Origin of the sequence: Oceanithermus desulfurans (assembly GCF_014201675.1) — a bacterium.
GTDB classification, from domain to species: Bacteria; Deinococcota; Deinococci; order Deinococcales; family Marinithermaceae; genus Oceanithermus; species Oceanithermus desulfurans.
This window is the reverse complement of the sequence record NZ_JACHEZ010000004.1, coordinates 56062-71167: the sequence shown is the minus strand read 5'-3', so window position 1 is coordinate 71167 and position 15106 is coordinate 56062. Positions and strand designations below refer to the sequence as shown.

The following is a 15106-nucleotide window of genomic DNA, read 5'->3' as shown; positions in this document are numbered from 1 at the left end:
CCCGCGCGGTATACTCCGCCCAAAGATGAACGCCGCGCCGAACCAAGCCACCCTCGAACGGATGCTTACCGCAGCCGCACCGATTCTGGAAGCGGCCCTCGCCGAGGGCGGGGTTCCGGGAGCGGCGCTCGGGGTGGTTTCGGCCGCCGGCGGCCGCGCGGCGCTCCACCTGGGCGCGGCCATGCGGGAACCCGAAACCCGGCCGCTCGCGCCGGACGCCTGGTTCGACCTGGCCAGCCTGACCAAGGTGCTCTTCACCCTGCCCGAGGTGCTGCGGCTCGTGGAGGAAGGGCGGCTCGACCTCGACGACCCGCTCGCGCGCCACCTGCCCGAGGCCGGCTGGCTGCAGGAGGACGCCCCCCTGGCCCGCCTGACGGTGCGGCGGCTGCTGGCCCACCAGGCCGGTCTGCCCGCCTGGGTGCCGCTCTACACCTGGGGCGGGCGGCCCGAAACGCTGAAGGCGCGGCTGCTGCAGGAGCGCTGGGAGCTGGGCGCGCCCGTCTACTCCGACGTCGGCTACATGCTGCTGGGCCTGCTGCTCGAGCGCCTGCGCCGGCGGGAGCTGAAGCGGTTCGCGCTGCCTGCGGGCCTGACCTTCGCGCCCGATCCCGAGCGTAGCGCCGCCACCGAGCGTTGCCCCTGGCGCGGCCGCGTCCTGGTGGGCGAGGTCCACGACGAAAACGCCTTCGCCCTGGGAGGCGCGGCGGGCCACGCCGGCCTCTTCGGCACCCTGGACGGGGTGCTCGACCGCGCCCAAGCCTGGCTGACCGGCGCTGAGCTTTCCCCCGCGGCCCACGCGGAGGCGCTCGAACCTCAGAGCGAGGAGCGCCTGCTCGGCTGGGTGCGCCGCCACCCCGGCTGGTCCGGCGGCAGCCTGACCAGCCCGGCCGCCTACGGCCACACCGGCTTCACCGGCACCGGCGTCTGGATCGACCCCAAACGCGGCTACGCCTGGGCGCTGCTTTCGAACCGCGTCCACCCCAGTCGCCACCGCCCCAACCCCCTGCCCGACCTGCGGCGTGCCGTAGGCAACGCCCTGGCCGCCGCCTGGAGGCCCGCATGACCACCGAGGACGTCGCCCTGCGCTTCCGCGGCCTCGACACCTGGCCCGACGCCGAGGTGCTCGAGGCCCTGCTCGAACGCAACTTCGCCGCGCTGGCCGCGGTGCGCCCGGCGCTGCCCGAGCTCGAGCGCGCCGCCCGGGGCGCGGCCGAACGGCTGGAGCGGGGCTCCGGGCGGCTGCTCTACGCGGGCGCCGGAACCTCGGGACGGCTGGCCGCACTCGACGCCGTGGAGCTGCCCCCGACCTTCGGCTGGCCTCACGAACGCCTGGGCTACCTGCTCGCGGGTGGCGAGCAGGCGCTGGTGCGCTCCGCCGAGGCCGCCGAGGACGCGGCCGGGGAGGCCGAACGCCGGGTGCGCGAGGCCGGCCTGGGGCCCGCGGACGTGCTCGTGGGGGTGGCCGCGAGCGGCCGCACGCCCTTCACCGTCGCCGCGGTGCGCACCGCCCGCAGCCTGGGCGCGTTCACCGTGGGCCTCGCCAACAACCCGCAGACGCCGCTGCTGGCGGCGGCCGAGGTGGGCGTGCTGCTGGAGACCGGCCCCGAGGTCCTCGCCGGCTCCACGCGGCTGGCCGCCGGCACCGCGCAGAAGGTGGCGCTCAACCTCTTCTCGACGCTGCTCATGATCCGGCTCGGACGCGTCTACTCGAACCTGATGGTCGGCGTGAACGCCTCCAACGAGAAGCTCGTCCGCAGGGCGGTGGGCATCGTCGCCGAGATCGCCGGGGTGGACGCGGAGCGTGCCCGGGCGCTGCTCGAACGGGCCGGCGGCGACGTGCGCCTGGCCGTGCTGCTCGAGCGTGAACCCGACCCCGAAGCCGCGCGCCGGCGCCTGGCGGCCGCCGGCGGCAACCTGCGGGAGGCCCTGAAATGAAACGGCGTCTGCTCGCCCTGCTCGCCCTCTTCTCGCTGGCCTTCGCCGCCCACCCCGGGCAGTTCATGATCCTCTCCTACCGGGGCGCCGAGCCGCCGACCCAGCTGATCGAGCGCTACCGCCCCGCGGGGGTGATCCTCTTCCCCTCGAACCTGGCGAACGATCCGGTGGGAACGGTGCGCGAGCTGCGCCGGCGCTACCCCGACCTACTCGTCCTCATCGACCAGGAGGGCGGTCCCTTCTTCAGTTACCGCGCCCCCGGCGTGCCCCGCTTCCCCGCGGCCATGGCGCTGGCGGCCGCGGGCGACTCCGAGCTCACCCGCGCGGTCGGCCGCGCCATCGGCCAGGAAGTCGCCTACCTGGGCGCGAACGTGGACCTGGCCCCGGTGCTCGACGTCAACGTCAACCCCAAGAACCCGATCATCGGCCTGCGCAGCTTCGGCGCCGACCCCGAGGGGGTGATCCGGCACGGGCTGGCCTTCGCCCGCGGCCTCGAGGAGGCGGGCGTGCTCTGGACGGCCAAGCACTTCCCCGGCCACGGCGATACCCAGACCGACTCCCACACCGGCCTGCCGATCGTGGACAAGCCGCTCGAGGCGATCGAGCGGGTGGAGCTCGCCCCCTTCCGGACGGCCGTGCGCGCCGGGGTTCCCGTCATCATGACCGCCCACATCCTCTACCCCGCCCTCGACCCCGACGCCCCCGCCACGCTCTCGCGCAAGATCCTCACCGGGCTGCTGCGGGGGAAGATGGGCTACGACGGGCTGATCGTCACCGACGACATGGGCATGCGCGCCATCTCGGGCCGCTGGGGCGCGGGCGAGGCCGCGGTGCGGGCCGTTCTGGCCGGGGCCGACCTGGTGCTGGTGGGCCGTGGCGGCGGCACCGCCGAGGCGGTCTACGCCGCCCTCGACGAGGCGTTGACCAGCGGCCGGATCGCACCGGCGCGCGCCGCCGCCAGCGAACGCCGGCTGCAAGCGGCTCGGGCGCGGCTGCGCCCCCCCGCGCCCGAGCCCGACTGGAAGGCGCTCGCGGCGCTCAACCTGAAGGCGGCGCGGGCGGGCGTCACCTGGCTCGCCGGCGAGCTGCCCATTCCCGGTGCGGGCACGCTGGTCGTCGCCCCCCGGGTGCGCGCCACCTGGGGCGCCGAACCCAGCCTGGCCGAGCTGGCTCCCAAGTACCTGCCGGGGGCGCACTACCAGGTCGTGGGCGAGGTGCCTTCGGGCAGCGACATCACCGCGGCGGTGGCGCGCGCAAAGAAGTTCGACCGCATCGTCCTCGGCACCTACCACTGGCTGGGCCGGCTGCCCGAGGAGCAGGTCTGGCTCTACCAGGCGCTGGTCCGGACCGGCAAACCCGTCTACGTCGTCGCGCTGGGCAACCCCGACGACTACACCTACCTGGACCCCGCGCCCGCGGGGTACCTGGTCACCTACGGCTACCGCGCGGCCCAGGTGCGCGCCGCGTTGGAAGCGCTGTCCGGGAGCTTCGTCCCCGGCGGCAAGCTACCGGTACCGGTGGGGCCCTTCCCCATCGGATCGGGAATCGGGAGGTAAGACTATGAAGCGTTGGATCCTCAAACTGGGAGCCCTCGCCCTCGTGCTGACGATGGGCCTGGGCGCAGCCAAGACCACCAAGGTCACCGTGGCCGGGTGGGGCGGCGAGTCGGAGATCGCCCTCTACAAGGAGCTCTTCAAGAAGTTCGAGGCCGAGCACCCGAACATCAAGGTCGAGCTGCTGCACATCCCCTCGCGCGACTACTGGACCAAGCTGACCGCGATGTTCGCCGCCGGCAAGGCGCCCGACCTCTTCTTCACCAACAACATCAACTTCCCCGCCCTGGCGGCCAAGGGCGTGGCCCGGCCGCTCGAGCCCTTCATCAAGAAGGACAACTACGACACCGGCATCTTCTACAAGGGCATCCTCGACGCCTTCCGCTTCGAGGGCAAGCTCTACGCCCTGCCGCGCGACATCTCCAACATGGTCGTCTACTACAACCGCGACCTGCTGCGCGAGGCGGGCCTGCCCGACCCCGACCCCAACTGGACCTGGGACGACTTCCTGCGCTACGCCAAGGCGCTGACCAAAGAAGAGGGCGGCAAGCGCACCCAGTGGGGGGTGAGCTTCTACACCTACTTCCTCTTCTGGGAGCCCTGGGTCTGGTCGAACGGCGGCCGCTGGTACAGCCCCGACCACTCCAAGTTCCTGCTCAACAGCCCCGCCTCGGTCGAAGGCCTGCAGTTCTACGTGGACCTGCGCTGGAAGCACCACGTCGCCCCCACCCCCGCCGAGGCCGCCGACCGCAGCGCCTACAGCCTCTTCCTGGGCGGTAAGACGGGCATGATCGTCGACGGACGCTGGCGCGTGCCCAGCCTCAAGAAGAAGGCCAAGTTCGACTGGGACATCGTCCCCTTCCCCCGGGGCAAGGCCGGGAGCATCGTCGACATCGACGGCTCGGGCTGGGCCATCTCGCGGCAGAGCCGGAACCCCGACGCCGCCTGGGAGGTGCTCAAGTTCCTCGCCGGCCCCGAAGGCAGCCTCGCCTTCACCAAGGGCGGCCTGATCATCCCCGCGATCGGCTTCGACCCGCTGAACCCCACGGCCACCAACGCCATCCTCAAAGCCTTCTTCCAGCCGCCGCCGCCGCGCCACCAGCAGTACTTCCTCACCGTCAATAAGGACGCGGTGCCCACCGAGACCTTCGAGCGCTGGAGCGAGGCGCTGAACCTCATCTCCAAGGCGCTGGGTCCGGTATGGGAAGGCAAGGAGGACGTCCAGACCGCCCTCGACAAGGTCGCGCCCGCGGTGCAGAAGATCCTCGACGAAGTTCAGGCCGAGCGCGCGAAGCGCAAGTAACCTTTTTCGGGCCGCGGGGGCACGCCCCCGCGGCCCTTCCAACACGGGAAGTCACGTTTTCGAAATGTCCAGCTACCGCCGCTTTCCCTGGCTCTTCATCCTGCCCAGCCTGGTGGGCTTTTTCGCCTTCAACGCCGGGCCCATCCTGATCTCGCTCGTCCTCTCGTTCACCCAGTGGGACGTCTTCGACCCCCTCAACCTCAGCGCCGTCGTGGACAGCTGGGTGGGGCTCGAGAACTACCGCGAGATGGCGCGTGACCCGGTGCTCCACAAGGCCTTCTGGAACACCCTCTACTACGTGCTGGTGGCGGTTCCGCTGGAAATTTTCATTTCGCTGATGGTGGCCCTGGGACTCAACCGCGACTTTCCCGGGGTCAAGATCGTGCGCACCCTCTACCTGCTGCCCACGGTGACCAGCGTGGTGGCCGTGGGTCTTTTATGGCGCTGGGTGCTCAACCCCTACGTGGGCCCGGTCAACCTCTTCCTGCGCTGGAGCGGCCAGCAGCTCGAGGCCCTTTTCGGCTTCTTCGGGCTCGCCGCCCCCGCGCTCGTCCACTGGCTGGCCACCCAGGGGCCCGGCTGGCTCTCCGACGAGCGCTGGGCCATGCCCGGCATCATCCTCGCCGCCGTCTGGGCGGGCATCGGCTTCCGCATGCTGATCTTCCTGGCGGGCCTGCAGAACATCGACAAAACCTACTACGAGGCCGCGTCGCTCGACGGCGCCGGGCCCTGGCAGCAGTTCTGGAACGTCACCCTGCCGCTGCTCTCGCCCACCGTCTTCCTCAACACCCTGCTCGCACTGATCGGCGGCTTCCAGGTCTTCGGGCTGATCTACGTGATGACCGGCGGGGGGCCGCTCGACGCCACCAACGTGCTGCTCTTCTACCTCTACCAGAAGGCCTTCGGCATCTTCCCGCCCGACATGGGCTACGCCTCGGCGATCGCCTGGCTGCTCTTCGCCTTCCTCTTCGCCCTCACCGTGGTGCAGTGGCAGCTGCGCAAGCGCTGGGTCTGGGAGGAAGCATGAGAAGCGGCCAGCGAAGGAGAAGCCGCGGGCGGGCGCGAACCCGCGGGGAGGCCGGGAATGAGTAAACGCAAGCAGAGAATCGCCGACGCCGTCATCTTCGTGGTGCTGCTGCTGGGCGGCCTGACCATGCTCGTACCCTTCTTGTGGATGATCTCGACGAGCTTCAAGGAGCCGGGTTCGCTCTTCGACCTGCCCATCCAGCTCTGGCCCGAAAAGCTGCACTGGGAGAATTACCAGCGGGTGCTCACCGCGGTGCCCTTCGCGCGCTGGTACTTCAACTCGCTGGTGCTGGCGCTCGGCCTTACCTTCCTGAACCTGACCAGCGGCGCGCTCGCAGGCTACGCCTTCGCGCGCTTTTCCTGGAAGGGCAAGGACGTGATGTTCCTCTTCTCGCTGATCACGCTGATGATCCCGGCCCACGTGCTGATCATCCCGCTCTTCATCATCATGAGTCGGCTGGGCTGGATCGACACCTACTACGCCCTCATCCTGCCGGGGCTCTTCGACGCCTTCGCCATCTTCCTGATGCGCCAGAACTTCATCTCGCTGCCGCGGGAGCTCGAGGAGGCCGCGCTCATCGACGGGGCCACCCCCTGGCAGATCTACTGGCGGGTCGCCCTGCCGCTCGCGGCCCCGGCACTGGCCACGCTGGGCACCTTCACCTTCCTGGGCGGCTGGAACGCCTTCCTCTGGCCGCTGATCGCCACCAACTCCATCGAGATGCGCCCGCTCACCGTGGGCCTGGCCGTCTTCAACACCCAGTTCACCACCGAGTGGACCGTGCTCATGGCCGGCCTCTCGCTGGCCACGATCCCGCCGATCATCGTCTTCCTGGCCGCGCAAAAGTACTTCATCCGCGGGCTGACGCTGGGCAGCCTGAAGGGCTGAGGACCCCTTCGCCGCGGACGGGCGGCCGCGCGCGCCCAAGGCCCAACGCCGGGACACATGTCCCGGCTCCATATGAGAACCTATTCACAGGAGGACAACATGACGAGGAACGGGGTGCTGGTCATCGCGCTGGTTGCCGGTCTGGGCCTGGCGTGGGCTTCCGACGCCGGGAAAACCGCCTACGGTACTTACTGCGCCGCCTGTCACCAGGTGGGTGGCGAAGGCGTCAAGGGGGTCTTCACGCCGCTGGCCGGGGAGGTCTACGAGTACATCGAGAAGGGCGAGAAGGGGCGGAAGTTCCTCATACACGTGGTGCTCTTCGGCCTCCAGGGCAAGATTACGGCCATGGGGGTCACCTACGACGGCTTCATGCCGCCGCTGGCGCAGATCAGCGACGCCGAGATCGCGGCCATCCTCAACTACACCCTCACTGCCTGGGGCAACGCCGAACACCTGCCCAAGGACTTCAAGCCCTACACCGCCGAGGAGGTGGCCAAGGAACGCGGCCTCAAACTGACGCCGCAGCAGGTCTACCTCGAGTGGAAGGCCCTGGTGGAAGAAAAGGAATAGCGACCCCGCACGGGCCCGCGTCCCCCCGCGCGCCGCCTCAGGGCGAACGGCGCGCGGGGGTTACTTTGGCGTAGAGGTAGCCGTCGGCCGGCTCCGGGCCCAGGTTGGGAAAGGTGAAGTAGCGGCGCATCCGACCCTCACGCTCGAAACCCGCTTTTTCCAGGACGCGCTGCGACCCGGTGTTGTCCACGTGGCAGGTGGCGAAGACGCGCCAGGCGCCGTGGGCCAAGAGCCAGTCGGCCACGGCCCGCACCGCCTCGGGCATGTAGCCGTGGCCCCAGGCCGACCGCGCCAGCGCGTAGCTAAGCTCGTAGCCGTAGGTTTCCTTGCGCACCCCCAGCGTGCCCAGCGTCGCCCGGTCGGAACGGCGCTCCAGCAGGTAGAGGAACCCCTGCTTTTCCACGGACAGATCGCCGCCGTGGCGGGCCCAGGCGGCCGTGAAAGCGCTCAGCATCGCCCGAATGCGCTCGGGCTCGGTGACGGGCTCGAAGCTGAGGAAACGCACGACGCCGGGGTCGGAGAACAGCCCTTCGAGGAAGCCCTGATCGTCCGGGCGCGGGGCGCGCAGGCGCAACCGCTCGGTCTCGAGCTCGCGGGGTAGCCGCATCCTTCCCCCAGCCTACCCGAGCGGCAGCTCCCGCCCCGCCACCACCAACCGCACCTCGTCCGCCGCCGCGGCCACGGTGCGGTTGGTCCAGCCCAGCAGGTCGCGGTAGCGCCGGGCCAAAGCGACCGTTGGCACGATGCCCATCCCCACCTCGTTGCTGACCACGATCAGCGTCTTGCCGCTTTCGCGCCAGGCGGCGAGCAGCGCCTCTACGCCCTCCCGTACCGCCGCCTCGCCGCCATCCAGCAAAAGGTTGCTCACGAGCAGGGTCAGACAGTCGAGCACGACGACGTCGTGCCGCGCGCGCGCGAGCGCCGCCGCGGCGTCGCGGGGTTCTTCGATCGTCTCCCAGGCCGCGGGCCGCTCGGCCCGGTGGGCCGCCGCCCGCGCGGCCATCTCCTCGTCGCCCGCCTCGGCGGTGGCGACGAAGCTGACGGCCTCGCCCCCCAGCGCCCGCGCCCGGGCCAGCGCCGCCGCGCTCTTGCCCGCCCGCGCCCCGCCCAGGTAAAGAACGAGCCGCGGCCCCCCGGGCGGCTCCCCGGGCGCCGTGCCCGCCGCCTTCGCGGGCGCGCTTTCCCCAAGGGCCAGCGCCTCGATGCGGTCCATGTCCAGATGCGCTTCCAGCGCGTCCGCCAGCCGCTCGAACTCGGCCTCCAGGCCCGCGGCCGCGCGGCCGAAGAGGGCCCGCTGCACCGCCGGGTCCTCGAAGAGGCCGTGCAGGTAGACGCCCAGCACGTTCCCCCGGGCGAAGGCCAGCCCGCCGGCCATCGCCTCGCGGGTCGCGCCGCCGGCGCGGCTGTGGCCGTGGTGGATCTCGTAGCCGGCGACCTCCAGGCCCGCCAGCGGCGCCCAGAAACCCTCGAGCGCGGCGAAGCGCGCCCGCGTGCGCCGCACCGTCTTCTGGGGATCCATCGTCGTCTCGAGCTCCAGCAGGCCCAGCCCCTCCGCCGCGCCCTCGACCCCCTCAGGGTCCTGCACCTCGCGCCCCAGAAGCTGCAACCCGCCGCAGACGCCCAGGACCGGTTTTCCGGACTCGGCGTGCTCCTTTACGGCGCGGCCCATGCCGCTCGACGCCAGCCAGGCGGCGCTGGCGGCGACGTGCTTGGAGCCCGGCAGCACGACCAGTTCCGCGTCCGCGAGCGCCGCCGGCTCCCGTACCAGCTCCACCCGCGCCAGCTCCGCGAGCGGCCAGAACTCGTCGAGGTTGGAGGCGTAGGGGTAGGCGACGATGGCCACCCGGGGCCCCTCCGCGGACGCCGCGTGACCGAGGAGGGGCGCATCCTCGTCGGGGAGGTGGTGGCGCAGGTAGGGCAGCACCCCCAGCGTGGGCACCCCGGTCCAGCGCTCGAGCAAATCGGGGGCGGGGGCCAGCAGGCCGGCGTCGCCGCGAAACTTGTTGAGGACGAAGCCGCGCACCAGCGCCCGTTCCTCGGGCGCGAGCAGGCTCCAGGTGCCCCAAAGGTGGGCGAAGGCGCCGCCGCGGTCGATGTCAGCCACCAGCAGCACCGCCGCGCCCGCCTCGCGCGCGACGGCCATGTTGACGATGTCGCCGGCGCGCAGGTTGACCTCGGCGGGGCTGCCCGCGCCCTCGGCGACGATCAGCTCGTACTCCTCGCGCAGCGCCCGCAGACTCTCCCGCACCAGCGGCCAGAGCCGCGACTTCCGCTCGGTCCAGGGCGTGCGCGAGAGCCCGGGGTCGTACCGCCCCAGCACCACCACCTGGCTGCGGGTATCGGCCTCGGGCTTGAGCAGCACCGGGTTCATCCGCACCTCGGGCACCGCCCCGGCCGCCCGCGCCTGCAGGTACTGGGCGCTGCCCATCTCGCCGCCCGCGGCCACGCGGGCGTGGTTCGACATGTTCTGCGCCTTGAAGGGGGCCACCCGCAAGCCCCGGCGCGCGAACCAGCGGGCCAGCGCGGTGACCAGCAGGCTCTTGCCGGCGCCCGAGGTGGTCCCCTGGACCATCAGCACCGGGGCTAGGCGTCGCGCCATACCTCCACCAGGCGCCTGGCCGGCCATTCGTAGACGTAGACGGTGGTGTGGGGAACGATCTGCAGGTCTCCGGAGAGCCAGAGCAGCGCGCGCATCACCCCGGCGTGGCTGAAGATCAGGTGCCGCCCCGCCGGCAGTGCGTCCACGAAGGCGCTCACACGCTCCAGAACTTCGAGCGTCGCCTCGCCGCCGGGGGCGCGGAAGCGCTCGAAACCCATCATCGCCTCCTGCACCTCGGGCTCCAGGGTCTCCCAGCGGCGACCCTCGAGCAGGCCGAAGTGGATCTCGCGCAGATCGGGGACCCGCTCGGGCGCGAAGCCCGCCAGCTCGGCCGTCTTCCAGGCCCGCACCAGGTCGCTTGCCCAGACGGCGTCGAAACGCTCGCCGGCGAGCTGCGGCGCGAGCGCCGCCGCCTGCCGGCGCCCCAGCGGCGTCAGCGGCACGTCGGTCCAGCCGCCCAGGCGGTGCTCGCGGTTCCAGATGTTCTCGCCGTGGCGGATCAGGAACAGGGTCTTCACGGCTCGGCTCCTCCCGACGGCGCCACCAGGCGCACCCCAAAATAGGGCGGCTCGCGCCGGGTGTGAGGCCGGCAGAGCTCGGTCACACCCACGCGTTCGGCCAGGTGGCGGGCGACCTCCTGCTTGACCGGATTCGACGCGGCCACGCCGGCGCGCACCTTGCAGTCGTAGACCACCAACCCCAAGAGCACGTCGGCCAGCTGCACGTAGAGGGTGGCGTTGGAATCGAGCATGAGGGCGTTGAGCACCCGGGGGTGGCGGCGCACCTCGCGCTCGAAGTAGCGCTGCGACTCCCGCGGCTTGGTCACGTGGTCGGCGATGACCACCCCGTAGGCGCCGTCGGCCAGGGCGCTTTCGATCAGGCGGCGGCTGTAGGCGATCTGGGCCTCCCAGAGGCCGCCGTAGTTGCGCCCGGGGTCGAAGTCCGGACCCCGCTTGTCGAAGACCCAGGCCTTGAACCCCAAGCCCGGTAGGGCAAAGAAGAGGTCCACCAGCTCGCGGTAGACCCAGGCGCTGCGGCGGCCGATGCGGGTGAACTTGAACTCGAAGCGCGGGTGGATGCGGCCGCGCGCCCGCTGCAGGAGCGCGTGCAGCTCGGCCGAGAGCGCCGCGGTGTCGGCGGTGCGCAACAGCCCCAGACCAAAGAAGGGCTGGCGCCGGTCGCGGCTCAGCACGCCGGTCTCGTCGATGAAGAGGAAGTGGGCTCCTTCCATGCCTGCGCCTGATGATACCGCTCCGGTCATGAGGACTCCTGGGCGGCGCGCAGCAGGGCCTGCTGGGCCGCGGGCGGCTGGGCGGAGAGACGCGCCCAGTCGGGCAGCCCCTTGTCGTCCAGGGGGCGCACCCGGATCGAGCGCCGCCTCAGGCGGCCGGCCGCGGCCGCACCCAGGCGCGCCATCAGGAAGTTGGCCGCGCCCTCGCGCACCTCGTAACCGAGGGCGCGCAGGCTCGCCGCCAGGCTGCGGCGCCAGAGCCACAGCCGCGGGCGCGTGGAACGCACCCAGGCGCGCGCCGCCTCGCCCGCCTGGGCTTCCAGGAAGGCGACGGCGGCGGGCCCGATCACCCAGGAAGGCGCCGCTTCCACCAGCGGCGCCGCCAGACCGGGCGGCAGCACGAGGTAGCCGGCGCGCACGCCCACCAACCCGTGCGCCTTGTTGGGAGCGTGCAGCTGCAACGCCTCCGCGGGCCGGGGGGCGTCTCCCTCCACCAAAGGCGCGTAGGCCAGGTCGACGACGAGCCGCGCCCCGCCCTCGCGGGCGCGACGCGACGCTTCGTCCAGAAAGGCGGCCTCGTGGACCTCGCCGCTGGGGTTGTCGGGCTGGGCGAGGAAGGCCACCCCGGCGCCCGGGAGCGCCTCGAGGAAGGCCTCCGGCCCGTAGGTGGCGAGGTGTTCAACCCCCGCCGCGCGGGCCGCGGCGGCGTACTCGCCGAAGGTGGGCTCGAGCGTGAGCACCGGCCCGCCGAAGACCCGCACCACGCGGTGAATCAGCTCGCTCGCCCCCGCCCCCACCACCACGCGGCCGGCGGGGACCCCGTGCCACGCCCCCAGCCGGGTCCGTAACGCCGTGTAGGCAGGGTCCGGGTAGCGGCTCAGGTCGGCCGCGCGCACGGCCTCGAGCACCACCGGGTTGGGACCCAGGGCGTTGGCGTTGCTGGAAAAGTCGAAGCGCGGCTCGGGGCCTCCGTCGGGTCCGCCGTGAAAGATCACAACCCCCACACCCCCCAGCCGAGGAGCGCGGCCAGCGCGTAGACGACGACCGCCGTACGGCGCGCCCGCGCCAGCGCCCGCCGAAGGTCGGCGGGCTCGGGGTCGCGTCCGGAGGGGTTGAGCACGTAGGCGCCCCGCTTTTCCAGCCGCACCCCCATCGCCAGGGCCAAGGCCGCCATCGGCCAGCCGGCGTTGGGCGAGGGGGTGCGCGCCGCCTCGCGCCGCAACGCGGCGAGGTCGCGGCCACCCCCCAGCAGGCCGGCGGCCAGCCGCGCCGGCAGCAGGTTGAGCAGGTCGTCGGCGCGCGCGGCGAAGCGGCCCCAGTGCCGGTAACGACGGCTGCGGTAACCCCAGGTCGCGTCGGCGGTGTTGGCGTAGCGGTAGAGCCAGGCCCCGGGGAGACCGGAGAGGACGAAGTAGAACATCGGCGCCACCAGGCTGTCCGAGAAGTTCTCGGCCAGCGTTTCCAAAGCTGCCATGCGCACCCCGGCCTCGTCGAGGTTCCCGGTGTCGCGGCTCACCAGCCGCGCGAGCCGCGTGCGGGCCTCGTCCAGGTCGCGCGCCAGCGCCGCCTCGACCACGGCCACCTCCTCGAGCAGCATCCGCAGCGAGAAGGCGGGCCAGAGCAGCAGCGCCGTCGCCGCCAGGCGCCAGGGCGTCTCCAGCGTCAGGGTCCAGCGCCCGAGCAAGGCGGCGATCCCCGTTACGACCACGGCCCCCGCCGCCCAGGCGGCCGCGCCCGCGCGCGCGTCGTCGCGCCAGAAACGCTCGAGCCCCGCGAGCAGCCGCCCGATCCCCACCACCGGGTGCAGCCGCGCCGGCGGCTCGCGCAGCAGCCCGTCGAGAAAGGCGGCGAGCAGGACGGTCACCTCACACCCCCGCGCGCGGCCGCCGCGACGAAGCGCCGCGCCAGCTCCGGGGCCGCCGGGAAGTAGAGGTGGGTGTAGCTGGCGTGCACCCGGCCGTCGAGGTAGCCCTCGCGCTCCGCGCCGTCCACCCGCCGCCAGGCCGCGGGCTCCACCGCGGGCCGGGTGGAGTAGTGGAAGGCGTGCCCTTTGGCGCGCCAGCCGCGCCGGGCCACCGGACCGTCGGCCAGCGCCTCGACGTGGCGGTAGCCCAGGGTGGGCCGCTCCTGCATGCGCGCCGCTCCGGGGACGAGGCCGGCCATCGCAAAGCGGCCCTCGGGCGTCGTGAGCGCCTCCGAGAGGTACATCAGGCCGCCGCACTCGGCGTAGACCGGCCCCTCGAAGCGGCGCAGCGCCTCCAGCATCCCCCGGTTCGCGGCCAGCTCGCGCGCGTAGAGCTCGGGGTAGCCGCCGCCGATCCAGACCGCGCCTGCGTCTGCGGGCAAAGCGTCGTCTGCGAGCGGGCTGAAGGGAACGAGCTCCGCGCCCAGCTGCTCGAGCAGCTCGAGCGCTTCGGGGTAGTAAAAGTTGAAGGCGGCGTCGCGGGCCACGGCGATCCGCGCCCGCAGCGGCTCGCGACCCAGGGGCAGGCGATGGGCCGGTGCGTCGAGCGGCGGCGTCGAGCGGGCGAGCCGCCACAACGCCTCCACCTCGAGCGTGGCCGCCGCCCGGACCCAGGCTCCGGGGTCGAGCGTGCGCTCCCCGGCCAGCACCAGGCCCAGGTGCCGCTCCGGCAGCTCGAGTTCGGGGCTCCGGGGCAGGTAGCCCAAGAAGGGCACCCCCACGGACTCGAGCGCCTCGGCCAGAATCTGCGCGTGCCGCTTCGAGCCCACCCGGTTGGCCACCACCCCCGCCAGCCGCAGGCGCGGATCGTGGTCGCGAAACCCCCGCACCAGCGCAGCGATGGAACCGGCCATGGCGCGCGCGTCCACCACCAGCACCACCGGAGCGTCCAGCCAGCGGGCCACCTGGGCGGTCGAGCCTTCGCGCCCCAGGGCGTCACGACCGTCGAAGAGGCCCATCACCCCTTCCACCAGCGCACCCGCAGCGCCCTTTACCCCGCGCCGGAAGACCTCGAGCAGCTCGGGACGGTCGAGGAACCAGCCGTCGAGGTTGCGCGGCGTCCGCCCCGCGGCGCGGGCCAGGTGGGTAGGGTCGATGTAGTCGGGCCCGGCCTTGAAGGGCTGCACCGCCCTTCCCCGCGCCCGCCAGGCGGCCAGCAAGACCGCGGCCACCGTCGTCTTTCCCGATCCCGACGACGGCGCGGCGACGACCAGACGCGGCAGCTTCACGACTCCAAGAACGCGTCGAGCGCGGCGTTGAAGCGCTCGGGGTGGCTCAGGTAGGGGAAGTGGCCCACCGCCCCGAGGTCGCGCACGAAGGCCCGTGGGTAGCGGGCCTTCAGGTCGGCGCGAGCCCGCGGCGGGATGAGCGGGTCGTTGGCGGCCTCGAAGACGGCGTGGGGCAGGCGCGGTTCGGGCGGGTCGAAGACCTCGAAGACCGCCCGCGAACGGGCGAGGACGTCGGCCTTGCGCATCCGGCGGGTGTACTGTTCCTCGAGGTAGTAGGCGAGCAGCGCGTCGCCCCCGGCGGCCGGCACCAGCTTCCGGCGGGTGTTGCGCAGCATCATCCCCAGCACCAGCCGCTCGGGCAGCCAGCGGGCCAGCGCCGCCAGGCGGCGACCTTTCAGGATCTCGGGGTGGCCCGGCGGAAAGGTGTTGGCAAAGACGGCCCGCTCCACCCGCTCGGGCCGGACAGCGACCAGGTACTGCGCCAGCAGGCCGCCGAGCGAACTGCCGACCACCACCGCGCGCGTGGCGCCCAACGCGTCGAGCACCGCCCAGACGCCGTCCGCCAGGGCCCCCAGCGACCCGGTCGCCGGGTAGCTGGGGGCCACCACCCGCCAGCGCCGCGCGTAGGCTTCGAGCTGCTGGAACCAGATGTCGCCGGAGCCGGCCATGCCGTGCAAGAAGAGGAGCGTGCGCGGCCCCTCACCCAGCGCGTAGTAGCGCCAGACCCGGCCGCCCTGCTCCAGCGAGCGCGGCCTCCGGCGACGCCGGAACTCCCGCAGGGCCTCGACGCGCGGATCCATGCCCCCAG

General features: G+C 72.4%; 15 protein-coding genes. 7 read left to right on the top strand and 8 right to left on the bottom strand.

What is annotated here, in order from left to right; translation table 11 throughout:
• The first annotated feature begins 25 nt into the window (after positions 1-25).
• The 7 genes from HNQ05_RS06005 (at position 26) to HNQ05_RS05975 (ending at position 7276) form a co-directional block, all read left to right on the top strand.
• The gene (locus tag HNQ05_RS06005; protein ID WP_147146937.1) at positions 26-1063 is read left to right on the top strand and encodes a serine hydrolase domain-containing protein; all 1038 of its coding nucleotides are present in this window, start codon (positions 26-28) and stop codon (positions 1061-1063) included.
• Positions 1060-1935 carry an N-acetylmuramic acid 6-phosphate etherase gene (locus HNQ05_RS06000; RefSeq protein ID WP_147146935.1) on the top strand — a complete coding sequence of 292 codons (876 nt, stop codon included), beginning with the start codon at positions 1060-1062 and terminating at the stop codon, positions 1933-1935. The genes HNQ05_RS06005 and HNQ05_RS06000 overlap by 4 nt, the downstream gene beginning before the upstream one ends.
• The gene (locus HNQ05_RS05995) at positions 1932-3491 is read left to right on the top strand and encodes a glycoside hydrolase family 3 protein (protein ID WP_147146933.1); all 1560 of its coding nucleotides are present in this window, start codon (positions 1932-1934) and stop codon (positions 3489-3491) included. The genes HNQ05_RS06000 and HNQ05_RS05995 overlap by 4 nt, the downstream gene beginning before the upstream one ends.
• Before the next feature lie 4 nt (positions 3492-3495).
• The gene (locus HNQ05_RS05990) at positions 3496-4791 is read left to right on the top strand and encodes an ABC transporter substrate-binding protein (protein ID WP_147146931.1); all 1296 of its coding nucleotides are present in this window, start codon (positions 3496-3498) and stop codon (positions 4789-4791) included.
• 64 nt (positions 4792-4855) lie between these two features.
• Positions 4856-5818: a carbohydrate ABC transporter permease gene (locus HNQ05_RS05985; RefSeq protein WP_147146929.1), complete on the top strand. Its 963-nt coding sequence runs from the start codon at positions 4856-4858 to the stop codon at positions 5816-5818.
• Positions 5819-5875: 57 nt separating this feature from the next.
• Entirely contained in the window at positions 5876-6706 is an 831-nt protein-coding gene (locus HNQ05_RS05980; RefSeq protein ID WP_147146927.1) for a carbohydrate ABC transporter permease, read from the top strand.
• Positions 6707-6805: 99 nt separating this feature from the next.
• Positions 6806-7276: a c-type cytochrome gene (locus HNQ05_RS05975; RefSeq protein ID WP_147146925.1), complete on the top strand. Its 471-nt coding sequence runs from the start codon at positions 6806-6808 to the stop codon at positions 7274-7276.
• Positions 7277-7313: 37 nt separating this feature from the next.
• Here HNQ05_RS05975 and HNQ05_RS05970 read toward each other — a convergent pair whose 3' ends face one another.
• From HNQ05_RS05970 to HNQ05_RS05935, 8 genes are read right to left on the bottom strand one after another with little or no spacing between them, the layout of a single operon-like run.
• The gene (locus HNQ05_RS05970; protein WP_147146923.1) at positions 7314-7883 is read right to left on the bottom strand and encodes a GNAT family N-acetyltransferase; all 570 of its coding nucleotides are present in this window, start codon (positions 7881-7883) and stop codon (positions 7314-7316) included.
• 12 nt (positions 7884-7895) lie between these two features.
• The gene (locus HNQ05_RS05965; RefSeq protein ID WP_147146921.1) at positions 7896-9875 is read right to left on the bottom strand and encodes a cobyric acid synthase; all 1980 of its coding nucleotides are present in this window, start codon (positions 9873-9875) and stop codon (positions 7896-7898) included.
• Positions 9860-10393: a histidine phosphatase family protein gene (locus HNQ05_RS05960; RefSeq protein WP_147146919.1), complete on the bottom strand. Its 534-nt coding sequence runs from the start codon at positions 10391-10393 to the stop codon at positions 9860-9862. The genes HNQ05_RS05965 and HNQ05_RS05960 overlap by 16 nt, the downstream gene beginning before the upstream one ends.
• Positions 10390-11106: a DUF3800 domain-containing protein gene (locus HNQ05_RS05955; RefSeq protein ID WP_147146917.1), complete on the bottom strand. Its 717-nt coding sequence runs from the start codon at positions 11104-11106 to the stop codon at positions 10390-10392. The genes HNQ05_RS05960 and HNQ05_RS05955 overlap by 4 nt, the downstream gene beginning before the upstream one ends.
• 26 nt (positions 11107-11132) lie before the next feature.
• A complete protein-coding gene (locus HNQ05_RS05950) occupies positions 11133-12110 on the bottom strand; it encodes an aminotransferase class I/II-fold pyridoxal phosphate-dependent enzyme (protein ID WP_307724371.1) in 978 nt (325 codons plus the stop codon).
• Positions 12098-12970, bottom strand: coding sequence for an adenosylcobinamide-phosphate synthase CbiB (cbiB, locus tag HNQ05_RS05945; protein WP_147146913.1), 873 nt, complete (start codon positions 12968-12970; stop codon positions 12098-12100). The genes HNQ05_RS05950 and cbiB overlap by 13 nt, the downstream gene beginning before the upstream one ends.
• Positions 12967-14298 carry a cobyrinic acid a,c-diamide synthase CobB gene (locus HNQ05_RS05940; RefSeq protein WP_147146911.1) on the bottom strand — a complete coding sequence of 444 codons (1332 nt, stop codon included), beginning with the start codon at positions 14296-14298 and terminating at the stop codon, positions 12967-12969. The genes cbiB and HNQ05_RS05940 overlap by 4 nt, the downstream gene beginning before the upstream one ends.
• Positions 14295-15098: an alpha/beta fold hydrolase gene (locus HNQ05_RS05935; RefSeq protein ID WP_147146909.1), complete on the bottom strand. Its 804-nt coding sequence runs from the start codon at positions 15096-15098 to the stop codon at positions 14295-14297. The genes HNQ05_RS05940 and HNQ05_RS05935 overlap by 4 nt, the downstream gene beginning before the upstream one ends.
• Positions 15099-15106: the final 8 nt, after the last annotated feature.